The following is an 18244-nucleotide window of genomic DNA, read 5'->3' on the forward strand; positions in this document are numbered from 1 at the left end:
TCTACCTGAAGTATCCTTCGCCCTTGCCGTCTTGTAAAATCAAATGTTTCAAAAATTCTTTTGCCTTAAAGAGCCTGCTCTTTACGGTTCCTACGTTCGTTCCCAGAACTTCCGCGATTTCGGCGTAGGACATTTCTTCGAAATATCTGAGTTCGATTACCTCTTTGTAGAGATCTTCCAACTCGTTGATTTTGCTAATTAGATAGTTGGACTCGTCACTAAGTTCAATTTTTTTTTCGAATCCGACTCTCTCATCAGTTACCTGGTATTCCTTATCATCCATGGAATTCTCTTTAGCTCGTTTCCGTTTCGCTAACAAGTCCTTGGATTTGTTGACGACGATTCGATACAACCAGGTGTAAACGCCGGATTCGGCTCTAAAATTACGAATGGAACGATATCCCGAAATCAATGCGTCTTGAACGATATCTTCCGCATCATCCCCGTCTTTTACCATGGAGATGGCCTTTCGATAGAGTCTCTCCCGGAATGGATTTACGAGCTGAATATAGGCTTCGTCATCCCCTTCCTTAATCTTCTTAAGAAGGCCGATTTCGATTTCCCGCAGGGTCGGTTTTTTTGGAGTGATTTGTTTTTGGTCCATGCTTGTAGAAGTTGAATCCTGAATTCAAGGATCCTTGAGTAAGCGGATATGGCAATCCGGAAAATAAGAAGTAAGAAGAATGGTTTATGGATCTTGCAAGGAGAGATTGATCAAAACTAGAGTTTCAGTCAGAATCATAGGCGATCGAAAACGAAGTCCATATACGTATCGTAACTTGTGATCGATCGTCTCCTGTCCGAACCATACGATATCGCCTTCAAATTCCAAACGTCTGGCGGTTTTTTTTTCTATTACGGATCCGTAAACGGGTTCCGTTGGTTCCAGATCTTCCCCGTTAAAAATCAAACAAATGCCGGTTTCGGAGATGTTCCCGAGTTTTGCGTGGAGCGTGATTAAACCAAATTCGATTTGTATGATATAGTCTGCGTAGATACCCGGATAGTATCGATGGCTCCTCGGTTGTTGATCAGGGTTTCCGGACATCCAGATCAGAGTTACAGTGGAATGAATGTTTGTCGAGAAGGATTTTACTTCTGGGATTCTTTGGCGATTCTATGGCAATCCACCACCAAACTACGTTCATAAACGAAGAAGTTTTGTTAGCCGAAGTCGCTTCTTAAATGATCAAAATTGAAAGTAGATAAACGCCTTTTCTAAATCCGGAGTCAAAAGCGCGAGTAGGACGGCGATTACCGGATACGAAGCAAACTCAAACCAGACGGGGGGCTCCCAGTGTTTCTTTTTTTCGAAGATCAAATAGCCGAACCAGTTTCCGAGAATGATAGTAATGATCACAGGGATTCCTGTCTTGAACATATAAGGACGCAAACCGCCTTCGGTATATACGAACATCCTTTTCAACATAATCCATTCCTGACTCAAGGATTCGACTCGAAAGCAGGTTCCCACAAGGATCGCCAAAAAATTTACGATAAAAATCTGCAAAGGGATCGCAAGTTTTTCAGGAAGAAGTCTGAAGTTCGGAAAACGATCCTCTTTTAACTTTCTATAAACGGCCTCGATCAAAAGAAGACTACCCTGCGCGCTTCCCCAAACAACGAACGTCCAATTTGCTCCGTGCCAAAAACCCGCGACGAGCATCGTAAACCAGAGATTGAATCTATGTCGAAACAATCCCGCGCGATTCCCGCCTAACGAGATATAGATGTAATCCCGAAGCCAAGTAGAAAGAGTGATATGCCATCTTCTCCAATACTCGGTTACGCTCCTTGCTATAAACGGCATCCTGAAGTTTTCGGGAAGTTCGTATCCAAGCAGCAAGGCGGCGGAGTAAGCCATATCCGTATAACCGCTAAAATCGCAATAGATCTGGATAAAAAATAAAGTTGCAGCCAGCCAGAGCGCGGCAGTTCCGAAGTCTTGAGGATTCGCGTAAATCAATTCTGTGATCGGGGAAACGTTATCCGAAAGTACAACTTTCTTAATATAACCGAGAATAAAAAAGCGGATCGCTTTTCGAAACGGAATTTCCGTCAGATTTTTGATCGTATTCATCTGAGGAAGAAAGGTTCTCGCGGTTACGATCGGACCCGCTACGAGCTGAGGGAAGAAGGAAACAAAAAGTGCAAATCTCAAAAAACTCTTCTCGGGGAAAATCTGTCCCCGATATACGTCGATCGTATAACTCAAAGATTGAAACGTATAAAACGAAATTCCGACCGGAAGAATAATATTCAAGATCGGAAGAGAATTTCCAACCCCGAAAGTTCCCAGAAATAAATTGATCGAGTTTGCAAAGAAATTATAATATTTAAAAAAGCCGAGGATAAAAACCAGATTGAGAACCAAGCTGATCGTGATGAGGACGAACCTTGTTTCCTTGTTATCGGTGGCGTGAATTCTATCGGCCAAAACAAAATCGATCACGGTGGAAAGAAGAATCAGTCCTCCGAATCTCCAATCCCAGCTCATATAAAAATAATAGCTTACGACGAGAAGAAAACTATGGGTGATGGTGAGGGCTTTCGCGTCCTTCCCGAAGAAATAGGGAATTACATACCAGTAGATCAGGAATACGAAGACAAAAAATACAAAAAATTCTAAAGTAGGAAAAAGCAAACTTCTACTCCCGATGTTCCTCTCATGTTTTTCCGAACCTGGATCCGGTCAAGGAATTATGATCGTTCTCCCTTTCCTCTCGCGCTCGAATTTCTCTCTTTTGAAAAAAGAAAAATCTTGCATAATTTTCGATTCAAGGATTCAATTCTCAGAAATCTGACCAAGGAGTTGTTTTTCATGCAACAAAATAAGTTTCGTAAGTCTCTCGTCGTTCTCCTCATTCCGATGATCACCCTGCTCTCTTTTGCAAATTGTTTTGGTAAGTTTGCCATCGTTAAAAAAGTGTATGACGTGAACGAAGGATTTAACATCGGAAGCGGACTACTCGCAAAGATCATCAAAACTCTCGTAATGTATTTTCCTTTTAGCATTCTCTACGCAGTGGGCTTTTTCTTTGACATCATTCTTTTTAACCTGATCGAGTTCTGGTCCGGAAGTAATCCAGTCGGTTACAACGAATATGATAAAGATGGAAAATACGTAAAAACATTCGAAGACCAAGGTGAGAAACTGACTCTGACTTATTCTAATTTCGGAAGCAGATTGGATCTTCAGGTTGAAAAAGAAGGAAAATCACAATTCCTTTCCACTCTTCGTTCCGAGCCTGGAAAGTTTTTCGTTGAAAAGAACGGAAAGCTGGAAGAAATCGCCGTGAGCGCTGAAACCATCGGTTCTAAGACCATTCTTAAAATGGCGGAACAAGGTAAACTGAAGTCCACAAAAGTGATCGAAACCAAAACGTTAAACGAATTGGAAGAAAAGCTGACCGCAGAAGCTCTTTAAGAATTTTAAAAGTAATCAGGGAATTCTTCCCTGATTACTGAACCGCCTTTACTCGATCCGGAATTTTTAAAACTCCGAACTTGCCGATTTTTCTTTTTGCGAACCACCCTTGATTGACTTCCAGCGCGTACAAAGCCTTTTCACTCGAATGATAGAGTTCCTTCGTTTGATTCGGTTTCATATCGTGAATGTCCGTGATTCTTTTATCTCGATTGAAATACGCAATGCTCAGAGGAATCCAAGTATTCTTCATCCAAAAACTCAAATAGTCAGGTTCTGAAAAAACAAAAAGCATACCTTCGTTTTCACCCATTGACTTTCGATACATCAAACCGCGGGCTCGATCCCTCGGCGTGTTTACGATTTCGACGAGAAGAGGATGTTCGTCCACGTAGATCGTGATTTTTTCAATGTCCCTCGCGTTTACGTTGTATGAAACCGCAAAGAGAAAAAGGAGAATGGGTAGGAGTTTAGATCGAAGTTGGAACATATTTTCGTTTATTTCTTTGAATTACACCGCTGATAACGACGAACACAATCGGATTCTTGATTCTTCTTTTGTGAGTTGTCGGAGTTCCGACGACTCACTCTTAGGGAAATTTATCGTTGCAGAAAATGCGATTCTGTGATAGAAGAAATTTCCCGATTTTTCCCGCCGCCTCTCCCCTCCACCCGATTCAGGGCGGGGGCCGCGAGCGTTTTCACAGTGAACGTCGGAACTACGACAAACGTAGCGCCTTCGATCTTTTTTTCGCGATTTCCGGACGACTAAAAGTTTGCCGGTCTTTTTTCTAAGAACGCGGTCATTCCTTCCTTGGATTGACCACCGTCAAAACAAGCACCGAAGGCTTTTTCTTCCAGAGCGATTCCCTCTTTGAGAGAAAGATCCAGACCTTCTTGGATCGTTTTTTTCACTCTCTCGATCGCCTCCGGTCCTTTTTTAAGAATGGAATTCGCAATCATTTTACAAACTCCTAATAGATCATCCCCTTCCTTCACGAGCTTGTTGAGAATTCCGATTCTATATCCTTCTTCCGCGGTGATCATATCTCCGGTTAAGACGAGTTCGATCGCTCTTCCGTATCCGATCAGTCTCGCGAGTCTCTGGGTTCCGCCGAATCCGGGGATTAGTCCGAGAGAAACTTCGGGCAAACCTAATTTCGCTTTCTCCGATCCGATTCTTAGATCGCAAGCGAGAGTCAGCTCCATGCCTCCGCCCAACGCGAATCCGTTGATCGCAGCGATGGAAACGATTTTAGATTGATGCAGTTTTTGGAATACTCCATTGCCGAGTTTGGAAAAGTTTTCTCCTTCCGCGATCCCGAGTTCTTTCATCTCGGCGATATCGGCTCCGGCTACGAAGGCCTTTCCTTCTCCGGTAAAAATCATCACTCGGATGTTTTTATCTTTTTCCAAAGAATCGATTTCCTGACCGATTTGAGTAAGGACTTCTTTGTTTAACGCGTTGAGCGCAGACGGTCTTTGGATTGTAAGAATTGCGATTTGCCCTTCTTTAGTTACGTTGATTAATTTTTCACTCATTCTTATATTTACTCCACTTCCACGATGAGAAAGAGGGTGTCGTCCTCCAGTGTTACGTTTCCAAAAAACTTCTCAACCGCCTTCTGCACGTTGGCCTTAAAGACGATCAGATCTTTTTCGGATCGATTCTCATTCAATATTTCTAAGAGGCCTTCCGTTCCAAGCTGTTTTCCTTCTTCATTTTTGTTTTCTATCAACCCATCGGTATATAAGAAGAATCGATCATCTTCAACGAGCGGAAGTTTGATTTGTTCCGCGATCGGTTTTTTGATTCCGAAGCCGAGAATCGCACCTTCGGTTTCGATTTCTTGAAATTCTTTTTTAAAAGATCCGTGGATCAGATAAGGATGTCCCGCGTTGGAAAACGTAATCTCCTTTGAAATAAAATCCATAAACATATAGATCGCGGACGCGTGATAGGATTGAAATTGTTTTTGCAAAGATTCGTCTATGTAATCCATCAAACGAGAAGGATGCACTTTTAAAATATAAGGCATCGTCGAAACCATAATTTTCACCATGGAAGCAACGAGAGCCGACGCGATTCCGTGCCCCGCGATATCGGTTAAAAAGATTCCCGTGTTTCCTTCCCGCAATTGAACGAAATCAAAAAAATCCCCTCCGATATGATTCGGAGTGATCCTCATCACTTCGTAACGGATCCCTTTGATGCTAAGACGTCCCGGAAAAAGATTCTCCTGTACCTGTTTTGCGACCGTAAGATCTTGTTGGATGTATTTGTATTCCAGATCCAATTCGGAAGAGATCGAAATCAGTCGCTTAACAATAATTACCGAAGAAGTTCCGATGACGATACAAAGCCCGTAGACTACGTCGGGAACAAAAAGAATTCTCGGAAAATCATCCAGACCGAGTTCGATTCTTTTTATGGAAACAAAAAAGATATGAAGAGCAATCGCAATGACCCCGGTCAAAAAACAGGATCCTTTTTTCAGACGAAACATCTGAAAGATCACGATGAGAGAAATGAGCAAAAAGTAATTATTATAAATCTGTAGGCTTTCCAAATCCTGAAAACTGTAAAAGGATTCGTGAAAAAGATTCATCATCAAAAAGATGATCGCTACGTTCGATATTTGAATCACGGAGGAAAGAAATTTCTCCTGAAAGGAAAGAACCAAACTCATCACGTTGATCAAAAAGATGATTCCCAAATAAAGAACTCCCCTTTCCGAGTTTCGAACCTCCGGAATCGCAAGGGTAGGATACATCGTGAAGTGAAGAAGGAACGCGAGACGGATAAAGGACTGATCGATGCGAGTTTGATCCTTCCAAGCTTCGGCTTCGCTGTAGTTGAATTCCCTATCAAAAAAAGTAAAGGGATTCAGAAAGCCGGATCGAAATTTACTGAATCGTTTTATCCAAGTCATAACGAGTGATTTCCGATCCCGAAAGATAAATTTTTATGTTCCAACCCGACTCCAAATACTTGTCTAGTTTTTCCGAAATTTCCAACGCTTCCTTTTCCGTATTCACACGAATAAAAAAAGAACCGGAAGTCGATTTATAGTTATAAGGAAAGCGTTCGCTTAACAAAAGTGTGACTCTTAAATGGTCTCTCCGGGTTTCGATCACGATATGTGAAACGTGTTTTCGGTTGATGATTCTTTCATTGATAGGAAGGCTCCATGGATTCGTTTCCGCACTGGAAGATAGAGCCATAAAAAAAAACGCAGGCAAAAGGGAATAAAACTTCATCGTTTCCAAATTTCCCTAGCCTGGGAACTTTGAGTCCAAATTTACAAGGCTCCTGGAATTGCGCAAACCATTCCGTTTACTACCTCCTTTTTTTTCGGAATAAATATGATTCCGGTTTCGGGTTTACTTTTTTCCGGGACTTTGGAAAAATCTTTCCTATGCATTTATTTCCCAGCTATGTCTTGGAAAAACATTTACGAATGTTATGGATAGGATCCGTCTTTTTGGGGTTTTTCTTTTGCAAGCCCTCCCCGCACTCAATGGGAAATAATCCTTACGCAGAACTCTTCTCAAATCATAAAATAACAAGAGTTGAGCGTTATACGCTCTACAAAGGATGGGAGAATAGAGTTTTCAGTTTGGATCCTGACGAACAAAACTTCATCCAGGAGATGAATCGAATCGACGGATTTCAAGATTCTCCCGAGCCGGATTCAAATCTGTCTCTATGGAAGAATCGCTTGCGCGCTGTTAGAAAAAATCTTCCGGATTCCGTAAATTCGATCTTAGACGATTCTCTTTATCGAGTGATCCTTTGTAAGAATTTAGGCGGCACGGGGCTTACCGGTTTTGTCTATGACTCTCATGGTCCGGCCGGAGGAGTGATCTTTTTGGATACGGAAATGCTGACTCAGACCGCAAACGAATGGATCACCAAAAAGGAGAATTCTCCGTTTCGTTCCCCAAACACACAAATCGCCGTTCAAATCGAATCGGAGTTAGGTGATAGTATTGAAAGTGCGACGGAATACATTCTTTTACACGAAGTGGGTCATCTCGTTTCCGTTCGGGAAAAGATCGTCCCCGACTTTCGTGAAATTAAAAGAGACTTTAGTACTTTTGAATTTTCTAATGGAATTTGGTCGAGTGAACTGGAGAGTTCCTTCGATTCCCGCTTTCCCCTGCGGAAAAAAGTTCGTTTTTACACAAACGATCCGATGGATCTCGAAACTCATTGGAACGAAATCTATCCGGTCTTAAAAACAACACCGTTTCCCACCCTTTACTCCGCGAACAACGGAGACGATTTTTTTGCCGATTCCTTTGTCTCGTATGTGCATACGGAGTTACAAAAAAAGGTATGGCGTTTGGAAATTCTTCAAAACAAAAAAAAGGTTTTTGAAATGAAGAATGGAATTCAGGAAGAACGTTGTCTCAAACAAAAAAAATTCTTGGATGGTTTGTTTCAAAAGAAACGTTAGGAGTCGTTTACTCTGAATTTTAGAGACTAAACGTTCGATATCCGGCTGCGATCCTTGTCTTTTTTATTGAAACTACCAATCTAAAGAAAGGTTTGTCACAAAACGAGTCCATTCAGTCGTGAATGCGGCATGGTTTTAGAATCGCCGAAGTATCATAAATTCTCCCGGATTACAAATTTTTCAACAACCAAACGTTTTCTTTTGCGGGACATTTCCCTTTCATTCCGCCCGGAACTTCTCTGGTTTCCATTAAATTCAAATGATAATGATTGGAATAGTGCTTTCTTACTTCGTCGTTCTGGATCGAAAAAGGAGGACCGTTTATCATACTTTGATCATATTCGTAACAAACTAACAATTGGGGTGCGTTTTTTGTGATCTGGATCAAGTGAGTTGTATACCGATCGCGCATTTCTTGCGGTAACGCTACCAAGGCCGCTCTGTCGTAAATCCCGTCGACCGTACCAAGAATCTCATTCGATAAATGGAATATATCACCGACAAAAATGTCAATATTATCCGCGCTGTATCGGTCCAACTCGCCCACACGCTCTATTTTTGGCTTCACTCCAAGTTCCGAAAATAATTGTTCGATTGCAATTTGACTTAGCTCTGCACCGGCGACCCGATAGCCGTTTGAAAGCAACCAAGGTATATCCAGGGTTTTCCCGCATAACGGTACAAATACTCGGCTTCCCTTTGCCAAAGACAGATCTTTGAAATAGCCGATTAAATATGGATTCGCCTTACCTTCGTGAAAAGCGATCTCATTCTTACTCCATCTCTGATGCCAAAAATTCGCGTCCATAACAACCTCTCTGTCAGTTGATTTGAAGAGAACTTCGAATTTTGTCACTCTTAAAGCGGATTATCGACGAGGAAATTCGAACACGAAGGTGGTCGTTACCCTATTTTGACATTTCATTCGCAATCGCTAATTTAGAATGAACACAATGGAGATCTTTTGATAACAAGTAGAACTTGCGCCGTCTATTTTACAAGGCTTGTAGGAAGCGGTATTCAACATCATTCCTGCGGATTCGTTAAAATCGGAGTGATCGCAGCTATTTGCTGATAGACAATAATTTTCTAATATACCATCCGTATTGACGATTACATACGTATCGATCACGCATCTCTTGATATTTTTTTTAATCGCCGAACGTGGATAAGAGTCAATCGTCATAGGAGCCAACACCTGTACGATCGGATATTCAAAAGTGGCGTCGGCGAGAGGAAATTTTTTCTCGATCAATTCTTGGCAAGAAATTCGATTTTTACTGATACCGTAAATAAAACCGATATCGGAAAGTTTTGATTTCTCTTTACGAACGGCAAACAACATACTTCCGAAGAAAAAAACTACAATCAATCCGATTTTAAAAAATTTCAAAGTATTCGATCCTAATTATCGAATACAACAAGTGAAAGAAGAATTTGAGGCTCATCTTTCACTAGTTAGACGATTAAAATCAGATTTCTTTCGTTTCTGAAATTTTGAACTTATCAATCAAACGAAGTAGTCCTTCGGATTGAGTATGCATATTTCCGGAAAAGCCCGTGAGATCGTCCGCGCCGCTCGCAATTTCTTGAGTTCCGTCCGAAATGCTTACGATCGTCTTCGTAATTTCTTCGGACGCGCGTTTTTGTTCTTGGACGGCTTCTTCGATCTGAAGACTAAAACTCATAAGAGAACTTGCGCTCTGGTGGATCTTCTCCGTATTCTTTTCCTGAGTGTTGACCGATTCCAAAACGTTCTTTGCGGAAACGCCGAACATATCCACCGAACTTCTTAACTTAGCGAGAATTCCGGACGCTTCTTTTACCTTGCTTGTTCCGTTCATCACTGCGCGGTTTGTGGAATCGACGAGTTGACCGATTTCCTGGACGCTATTGGAAGTCTGAGAGGCGAGTTTGGAAATTTCTTCCGCGACGACTGCGAAACCCTTTCCTGCTTCTCCGGCTCGGGCTGCTTCGATCGCTGCGTTTAACGCGAGTAAGTTGGTCTTTTCAGAAATGTCAGTGATGATGGAAAGAATTTCGTTGATCCTCGAAGCGCTGTCTCCGATTTCATCCATCGCTTTTGTGGATTGATTCATCGAACTTTCACCCGTAGTCGCTTGTTGTTGAGATTCTCCCGCGAGAGAAGCTAAGGATTGCATCTCGGTATTGATTCTTGCGATTTGTTCTTTGAGAAGAATCACGTTTCCATCGATATCCTTCATGTGAGAAATCGCCTTCACCATCGAATTTCCCACGTTTTCGGCCGAAGCGGCGAGTTCTTCGATGGCCGCTGAAGATTCTTCCGATGCCGAAGCTTGTTCCTGCGCTACGTCGTAAAAATTCTTGGACGACTCGGCCATCTTATCCGAAGTCGAATTCAAGGATTCGGAGGAACCCTTGATTTCAAAAATGATTCCCTTGATATTATTCTTCATCCGATCCAAGGATTGAAGCAATTTTCCGATTTCATCGGTCCTTTCATAGCTGTTGTTTACGACGAGATTACCCGAAGCGATCTCTTCCGAAAAGGAAATGGCGCTGTTGATTCCTTTTGTAATCAATTTTTGGAATATTAGATTTAATACGATTACGATGATGATCATCGTGATCAAGGAAGAAGCGACGGTTTCCAGAATGATTCTTCCTAAATTTTTCCAAAAAACATTGTCGGGAACGCTGACTTCCAAGATCCATCTCTTATCATAATTCCCCAAAAAGAACGCATAGAAAAAATGAGTAGCTCCATCTTTTTTGAAAATCTGAAGATCCTGTTTCTCGCTTCCTTCCAAAATCTTTTTCTTCCATTCAGGATCTTGAATGTCTTTACCGACCAACCCGGGCTCTTGACCGTTTGCGGCGTAAAAACCGCCGGGTGAAATCAAACTGAGATATCCTTCTCCTTGAAACGGACGAATCGGAGAGAGCATCTTCTGCATGTTCTCCATTGTGATATCCATTCCCACCACGCCGACGACCTTCCCACCTCTTCGAACCGGTTTTACGACCGAGATCATCAGAATCTCCTTCCCGGAAACCGGATACGCAAAAGGGTCCGCTATAAAATCCCTTCCCGTTTTTTTGGGAACGTTGTAGAAGTAACCGCTCGCATCCTGATTTTCGTAATAGATAACGGGTTCGAGAACCAAAGGTTTATCGGGACCCGCGGCCTTGTTGATATAAGGAATGAATCTTCCCGTGGCGTCATAACCTTGTTTGTTTACATACTGCACGTCTTTAGAATCAAACTGTCCCGGTTCGAATACGGACCAAGCTCCGAAATAATTAGGATCCGTCTTCGCGAGATCCTTTAAGGTTTCGATCGTTTCTTCTCGGCTCGGTCTTGCGTGGGAAAGTTGAAATTCCAATCCCCTCAAACCTCCTAGGGCCTTATCAAAAAAGTCCTGAATTTCAAAAGCATACCTCGACGCGATCAAAGAAGAAGAATTCTTTATATCTTCCGTAAGTTTAAAATAGGTAGTAATCGTGTTGATCGTCGTGATCGCAAGACTACCAGACAATAAAATAAGAGAAAGATATAACGAAATTCTAAACCGTATGCTCATGATGTTCCTGGACTTTTTTGTTTCTTTTTGTATATTTTATTTAAAAGCTGTGTGAAAACCCAATACTAAACCAAAACAAATGCGCCGGAATTTTCTGCAGTAGATACGATTCCCTTATAGCCTGTCTGAGCGAACCGTCTCCCGCGTCCGGTATCAAAGGACTATTTGCGATTTGATCCAGTAGAAATTGATTGATCGGGCCGTTGACTTTGGACGGATCCACGATCAAACCGTCTTTTGTATTTCGGTTAACGTAACCGCCGGTCGCACCGTAGTAATTATCAGTATCATACATATACAGATTGGGTCTGTAAACGTGATTCCCCTTGATAAAAAATTTTCCAAAATAGAATGTCAAACTGCTCGTGATATCTTGAATCCCGTTTCGGTTGTCCACGATATTGTTCGACATTTCGTAACCGATGTTAACCGCAGGAGTGATCCGAAAAAACTTTTCGCTGAAGTATTCGTGACTCATATAGAGAGAGAGATAATTCTTTCCGGCGGCAAGTCCCGCATTCTCCTGACTCATCTGAGTGTAAAAAGAAAGTGTCGGTGTGATATAGGAAAGAAAAGGAAGTTGCCAAAAGATATAATATTCCTGCCAAGCGAGTCGAGTGATCTGATTGGAAGTATTGTTAGAACTCGTAACTCCTTGTGCCGCGAGAGAATTGTATCCTCCCAAAGGAGCGGAAACATAACCCGGGTTTTTGTTAAACGTATTGTAAAACCAGGTTCCTACGGTGAACTTACCCCAACTCGTCTTTTCAAACGTATAATAAAAAGCGTAAAATAAACCGTCAGCGCGTTTCATACCGTTCTGTTCCTTATAAGGACGAGGCGTCAAACCGCCGCAAGTCGGTCCCGTTGCAAAGTTTCCGCTCATCACATTACTCTGCGTATCGTAGACACAACCTTGATTTGCCAAGTCGGGATTAGGAGCGGTAAAAGGATTTCCTTGACCGGGATACGCAGGGCCCGCCCCGCCGGGCGAAAGTTGAAAACGTCCGTCGCTGTCTCGGTCGTTTCTTTCGTTCAATTGAAAGTTTCCCCAGAATTGTATCATAAAACCTTTGAGAGGAGTGTTGATATTGATCGTAGGTTGATAGGAAGGAACAAACGTAGTGGCGGCGTAACTATCGTTTCTTCTTCGGTTGGCCATCTCACCGGAGAAACTCAAACCCCGCCAGATAAAGTCCGAAACGATCTCGTGAGTCACGTCTATCGTAGTATCGTTGCCTTGAGTTCCTGCATGAGGCGGTTCCCTTTCGATCGGCGCCGCAATTCCCGCATACGGATTGGTATGAGTCGTCTCGCTTTTGGAAGGAGTCGAAGGTTTATCGGAAGAGATCGCATTCTTCCCCTTATCCTGAGGTTTTTCGTAAGTCACGCTGACTACGTTATCTTTATTGATATAACGAATGAAGTCTTCGTTTTCAGCCAGAAGAACTTTCTCATCGTCTTCCAAAATTACCTTTCCTCTATAGATGAGTCCATTTTTCAACCGAACGATATCGGCGGCGACGAGCGCGGAACCAAAGAAGAAAAAAACAAAAAACAAAACAAAAGCATTTGGCCTCATAAAACTCCCAACCTTATCAATTTTTTATTTCCAATTTTTCAAATTATCAAGCAGAAATGAATCCCAAATCCAAGACCTTTGTTTCGATAACAACCCGGGAAGAATAACAGAAACAGAAAGCAAAGACAAGAATCAACTAGGAAAAAACTTTTTCTTTCGACGAATAACAATAAGGTGATCTTTCAAAGTTCAAAGATTCTCGCTTCCAAGAAGGCAAACGAATTGAGACAAAACTGCGTCTTTTTTAAGTAAAATTTACTAAAAATTCAATGCTCGAAACAAGGAGGGGTTATAATTTTAGAAATCATCAGTTCTTTGAAAAGGAGTCCCGAAAATCGAGCCCGCAAGCGTGCTATAACCGGGAATTAACGTCAGATTGTAGAAAGAATCGGAAATTATAAAACTGAACGGATATCGAATTCGAAAAAAGAAATTAGATAGATTGAATTTTGAAAGTGATTTTAATCTGAGAATCTCAACTGGATCTTTCTTTCGAATCAAAAATTGATTATGAAATTACATTTAAGACATAAACAGGAAGTCGGAATTTCTTCTAAAAAGAAGCTTAGATCCTTGTCCGAACGGATTTCATTCTTAAAACAAGCCATAACAAACGCAGTTTACTTGTTAAATTCAGTTCCGGAATTTTTTCTTCGGTTAACGAACCCCAGCAAATCAAATCCATTAGAAATTTATAATTTTATAATATATTTTTGCTCCATTGATTTTAACAACGGAAAAAATCGATATGAGCAATAAAGGCGATTCTTTCGAAAATTTAAAAAAGGAATTAGAAGAATCCCGACTTCGAATTCAATCTCTGGAGAATCAGATTCGTGAAAACGAATCCTTAAAGGATTCTCTTCGAAAGGCCGAAAAAAGAATAACTCAGATCATAGAAAATTCTCCGGACGCGATCGTAATTCTAAATATGGAGACCGGAAAATTTCAATCGGTCAATCAGAGGGCTTCCGCTCTTTTCGGATATTCCATAGAAGAATTTCAAACGCTCGGTCCGATCGAAATCAGTCCCCCTTTTCAAGAAGACGGAAGGTCGAGCGAAGAAGCTGCCCTCGGATATCTCAAAAGAGCGAGTCAAGGCGAGTTAGTCACCTTTGAATGGCTTCACAAATCCAAATCCGATGAAATCATCTCCTGCGAAGTGAGATTGATTTCTCTTCCCGGAGAAAGCCTTCTCGTCCGAGGAAGTATTCTCGATATCCGAGATCAAAAAAAGATCCAGGACGAACTCAAAAAAAATCAAAAACGGTTGGAGTCCGCGATTTACGGAGGGGAGCTGGGTCTCTGGGAATGGGATATTCCGACTAACGGAAATACGTTTAACGAATACTGGGCTGAAATGTTAGGTTACAAATTGAGCGAACTCCGTCCGCACATGGACACTTGGAAGTCCTTGCTCCATCCCGAAGATCTTCCGTTAGCCGAGCAAGCCTTGCAAAAATATATGTCCGGAGAAAGTCCCGTCTACGAATGCGAGTTTCGTATGAAGTGTAAGGACGGTTCTTGGAAGTGGATCTTAACCGTCGGCAAACTTCAGGACTACGATTCAAACGGACAACCGCTCAAGATGTACGGAATTCACGCAGATATCAACCGTCGAAAAAAAGTGGAACAAAAACTAAAAGAAAAGGAAGCAGCGCTTTCTCGTTCTCAAAAATTGGCGGGGCTCGGTTCCTGGGAATACGAACTTGCAAACGATACGATGTCAGTCTCGGAACATCTTGGAAAAATTTACGAACTGGAAAATTCCTCTTCCAAGGGAATCTACGGTCTCGAACTCATTCATCCGGACGATAAAACCCGAGTTCAAAATTATTTCATAAACGCGATCTCCAACGGATATATTCGTGAAATTGAATATAGAATTTTTACGACTTCCGGAAAATTAAAGACGATTCTCAATCAGAGCGAATTGATCTCGAACGAAAAGGGAGAACTCATAAAGATCATCGGTTCTATTTTGGACGTCAGCGAAAAAAGAAAAAACGAAAGACTTCTCCAATATCGTCTCGGTTTTGAAACGCTGACTACAAAAGTTTCGAGCGAAATCATCAATCTTCCTTCCCACGAAATCCCGGAAACCATACGATCCGGTTTGGAAAAATTAGCCCTCTTTTTGAACATGCAAAGGGGAACCATCGTCCTCTATAACTCCGATTACACGACGAGACGAGTGATCTACGAATGGATTCATCCGAAGGCAAAAATACAAAAGGAAAATCTAAATCAAATAGAAACGATCGATCCGAACAGCTTTATCACGGGCGAAATGAAAGGCGGAAGAATCGCAAAGATTGAAAGTAAAGAAGATCTTCCCCTCGATTCCGATCGCGAACTGTTGACCCGAAACGGATTCTTATCGTATCTCGCGATTCCACTGATGATCGGCGGGAACTTAAAAGGAAGACTCGGTTTCGGTTCGGAAAGTTTAGGAATCAAAAAAGAACCAGATCTCGATCAACTGGAAAATCAACTCTTAAGAAACTTTGCAGAGATTATCATCAACGCCTTGGAAAGAAAAAGAGTCGAAGAGGAATTGAAACAGGAAAGAGATCTTCTTTCCTCCATCACCGAAAACAGCGCGACTTCTATCACGGTCCTCAGTCCGGAAGGTAAAATTCTCTACGCAAATAAAAGTTCGGAACACGTTTTAGGAATTCAAAGTTCGGATATCACTTCTCGCTCTTACAATTCTCCTCAATGGGAAGCCATGTCTCTCGACGGGGGAGAATGGAAAGAAGAAGACCAACCCTTTACTCTGGTGATGAAAACCGGCGCGCCTGTCTACGATATACGACACGCGATCGTAACCTCAAACAAAGAAATCAAATATTTATCAGTAAACGGATCTCCCGTAAAAAACGACAAAGGGGAAATTCTATCCCTCGTATTTTTAGTTACCGATATCACCGAAAGTGTCTTAAAGGAACGAGCTCTCAAAGCGAACGAGGAACGATACAGAACCGTCGCGGAACAAACCGGAAGTATCGTCTACGACTACGACGTCTCCACCGGGAATGTGACCTGGGCCGGAGCCGTTTTTTCACTGACCGGATTTAAACTAGAAGAATTCCAAAACTTTAATATAGATAAATGGACTGAATTTATTCATCCGATGGATCTGGATCGAGTTTTACACGACTTGGAAGAATCCATGACCAAACGAACCAAGTTTCGTTCCACGTATCGTTTTCGAACCAAATACGGAGGTTATATTTTGGTCGAAGACAGAGGAGTTGTTCTCTACGACGGAGAAAATAAAGCCTTTCGTATGATGGGAGCGATGATAGATATCGCCGAAAAGAAAAAAGCGGAAGAGATGCTCAAGGATAGCGAAGAAAGACTTCGTCTCGCGCTCAACGCCGCCAATATGGGAAACTGGAGTTGGGAAATCAGCGAGGACAAAATCAACTGGTCCGAAAAAGCGTTTCAGATTTTTAGAACTGAACCTTCCCTTTTCAAGGCCAATCTAAAAGCCGTTTCCGATCTGACTCATCCCGAAGACAAACCCCTCTTTGAAAAAACGATTCAGAATCTCCTCGCTGGAAAAACCGCCGGAGACGAGTATTACTTTCAACATAGATTGCTTCTTCCTAACGACGATCTCGCTTGGATCGAAGCCAAAGGAAAACTCTACAGAGATCGAAATTCTCAACCGGTTCGTTTGGTCGGAACCGTAACCGATATCACCGAAAGAAAAAAAGCCGAAGAAGAACTCAAAACTTCCGAGATGAGGTTTCAGACTTTCTATCAATTTTCAAACGAAGCGATCATTTTATTAGAAAAAGGGAATATTCGAATCGAAGACTCCAATCCCGCGTTCCAAAAACTTTTCGGATATTCGGCGAATGAGGCCGCGGGTCTCAATCTCATCCGTCTTCTTTCAAGAGGTTCCTTACGTGAGTTGAGAAAAAGAAACTTTTCATTCGGGGGAAAAGATTCCGTCGAAATCATAGCCAAAAAGAAAAACGGAAATTTCTTTCCCGCGATCGTAAGCCTGAGAACCTTCATCAACAAGGGAACGGTTTTTTACTCCGTCAACGTCATCGATACGACTCCGTTTAAGGAAGCCGAAGAACTCAGGATCGTAAATAACGAAATTCGGGTCCGAAATAAACTCATCGAAATCCAAAAAAACGAATTGGAAAACACGTTGGAAAATCTAAAAAAAACCCAGTCCCAACTGATCCAATCCGAAAAAATGGCCGCGCTCGGACAACTGATGGCCGGCATCGCTCACGAAATCAACAACCCGATCGGGGCCGTACAAGCCTCCAATCAAAACATTCAAGAATGTCTCAATCGATTTCGTTCTCTTTTACCGGACGTTCAGATCGCGATGGGATCCCTCAACGCGGAACTGAGAGAGTTGTTCGCGGAATTTATAGAAAGAGCCATTTCGAGCAACGAACACTTCACCGGAATGGAACAAAGAAATCGCAAAAAAACGATCGCAAGCATATTAGAATCTCGTAAAATACCCACCCGCCTAGCGGTCGCCTACGCGGATACGTTAGTCGACATGGGGATCGGAGAACTGCCCGAAAAGTTTATTCCTCTTCTATTATTGGAACAGTCCGAAATGATCTTGGAATATTCTTCCTTAGAATCCTTCTTTTTTAGAAATACAAAAACGATTCAAGTGGCAGTGGATCGGATTTCCAAAATTCTTTACGCGCTCAAAAATTTCTCACACTTCGATATCGCGGGAGAAAGAATCCTCGCTTCGGTCAAGGATACGATCGAAACCGTTCTTACGATCTATCATAACCAGTTAAAAAAAGGAGTGGAACTGCAAAAAGATTTTGAAGAGGTTCCTCCGATTTTATGTTTTCCGGACGACCTGCTCCATATCTGGACCAATCTTATCTACAATTCTTTGCAAGCGATGCAGTTTAAGGGATCCATTACGATTCGTCTGAGAAAAAAAGAAAGCGAGTTGATGGTGGAAGTAAAAGACAACGGGCCCGGAATCCCAGGTGAAATTCAGGAAAGAATTTTTGAACCCTTCTTTACGACAAAGGCTCCGGGTGAAGGAAGCGGGCTCGGACTGGATATCGTGAAAAAGATCGTGGAGAAACACGAGGGAAAGATCGAATTGGAAAGTTTTCCCGGAATGACTTCCTTTAAGATCTATCTTCCGATTCTTACGGAACGGGTATGATCGATATTTAATATTCTCTGA

14 protein-coding genes are annotated in these 18244 nt (G+C 42.1%); 3 read left to right on the plus strand and 11 right to left on the minus strand.

Going from position 1 to position 18244, the window contains the following annotated elements:
- Position 1: 1 nt before the first annotated feature.
- The 3 genes from A0128_RS12995 to A0128_RS13005 all read right to left on the minus strand — a co-directional run bounded on the left by A0128_RS12995 (position 2) and on the right by A0128_RS13005 (position 2644).
- Positions 2–604: an RNA polymerase sigma factor gene (locus tag A0128_RS12995; protein ID WP_069607915.1), complete on the minus strand. Its 603-nt coding sequence runs from the start codon at positions 602–604 to the stop codon at positions 2–4.
- 84 nt (positions 605–688) lie between these two features.
- Positions 689–1048 carry a PilZ domain-containing protein gene (locus tag A0128_RS13000; protein WP_069607916.1) on the minus strand — a complete coding sequence of 120 codons (360 nt, stop codon included), beginning with the start codon at positions 1046–1048 and terminating at the stop codon, positions 689–691.
- A gap of 141 nt (positions 1049–1189) precedes the next feature.
- Positions 1190–2644, minus strand: a complete 1455-nt coding sequence (locus tag A0128_RS13005) for an MBOAT family O-acyltransferase (protein ID WP_069607917.1) — start codon at positions 2642–2644, stop codon at positions 1190–1192.
- 177 nt (positions 2645–2821) lie between these two features.
- On the opposite strand from A0128_RS13005, the gene A0128_RS13010 reads away from it, so the two are divergent.
- Positions 2822–3427: a DUF3332 domain-containing protein gene (locus A0128_RS13010; protein ID WP_069609282.1), complete on the plus strand. Its 606-nt coding sequence runs from the start codon at positions 2822–2824 to the stop codon at positions 3425–3427.
- 34 nt (positions 3428–3461) lie between these two features.
- On the opposite strand, the gene A0128_RS13015 is transcribed toward A0128_RS13010, so the two are convergent.
- The 4 genes from A0128_RS13015 to A0128_RS13030 all read right to left on the minus strand — a co-directional run bounded on the left by A0128_RS13015 (position 3462) and on the right by A0128_RS13030 (position 6688).
- Complete coding sequence (locus A0128_RS13015) at positions 3462–3917, minus strand: DUF192 domain-containing protein (protein WP_069607918.1); 456 nt, start codon at positions 3915–3917, stop codon at positions 3462–3464.
- 278 nt (positions 3918–4195) lie between these two features.
- A complete protein-coding gene (locus tag A0128_RS13020) occupies positions 4196–4969 on the minus strand; it encodes an enoyl-CoA hydratase/isomerase family protein (protein ID WP_069607919.1) in 774 nt (257 codons plus the stop codon).
- 8 nt (positions 4970–4977) lie between these two features.
- Positions 4978–6360: a PP2C family protein-serine/threonine phosphatase gene (locus tag A0128_RS13025; RefSeq protein ID WP_069607920.1), complete on the minus strand. Its 1383-nt coding sequence runs from the start codon at positions 6358–6360 to the stop codon at positions 4978–4980.
- Entirely contained in the window at positions 6335–6688 is a 354-nt protein-coding gene (locus A0128_RS13030) for a hypothetical protein (protein ID WP_069607921.1), read from the minus strand. The genes A0128_RS13025 and A0128_RS13030 overlap by 26 nt, the downstream gene beginning before the upstream one ends.
- 158 nt (positions 6689–6846) lie before the next feature.
- On the opposite strand from A0128_RS13030, the gene A0128_RS13035 reads away from it, so the two are divergent.
- Complete coding sequence (locus A0128_RS13035) at positions 6847–7890, plus strand: hypothetical protein (RefSeq protein WP_069607922.1); 1044 nt, start codon at positions 6847–6849, stop codon at positions 7888–7890.
- Positions 7891–8059: 169 nt separating this feature from the next.
- Here the strand turns inward: A0128_RS13035 and tmpT are convergent, their stop codons facing one another.
- The 4 genes from tmpT to A0128_RS13055 form a co-directional block, all read right to left on the minus strand.
- A complete protein-coding gene (tmpT, locus tag A0128_RS13040; protein ID WP_069607923.1) occupies positions 8060–8698 on the minus strand; it encodes a thiopurine S-methyltransferase in 639 nt (212 codons plus the stop codon).
- A gap of 126 nt (positions 8699–8824) precedes the next feature.
- The gene (locus A0128_RS13045; RefSeq protein ID WP_069607924.1) at positions 8825–9283 is read right to left on the minus strand and encodes an energy transducer TonB; all 459 of its coding nucleotides are present in this window, start codon (positions 9281–9283) and stop codon (positions 8825–8827) included.
- Between the two features lie 79 nt (positions 9284–9362).
- Entirely contained in the window at positions 9363–11456 is a 2094-nt protein-coding gene (locus tag A0128_RS13050; protein WP_069607925.1) for a methyl-accepting chemotaxis protein, read from the minus strand.
- Between the two features lie 40 nt (positions 11457–11496).
- On the minus strand, positions 11497–13038 hold the full coding sequence (locus A0128_RS13055) for an LA_0442/LA_0875 N-terminal domain-containing protein (RefSeq protein WP_069607926.1): 1542 nt from the start codon (positions 13036–13038) through the stop codon (positions 11497–11499).
- A gap of 748 nt (positions 13039–13786) precedes the next feature.
- Between A0128_RS13055 and A0128_RS21835 the strand changes: the two genes are divergently transcribed.
- Complete coding sequence (locus A0128_RS21835) at positions 13787–18223, plus strand: PAS domain-containing protein (RefSeq protein ID WP_156781836.1); 4437 nt, start codon at positions 13787–13789, stop codon at positions 18221–18223.
- Positions 18224–18244 lie beyond the last annotated feature (21 nt).

It is taken from the genome of Leptospira tipperaryensis (assembly GCF_001729245.1).
In the GTDB taxonomy this organism is placed as follows: Bacteria; Spirochaetota; Leptospiria; order Leptospirales; family Leptospiraceae; genus Leptospira; species Leptospira tipperaryensis.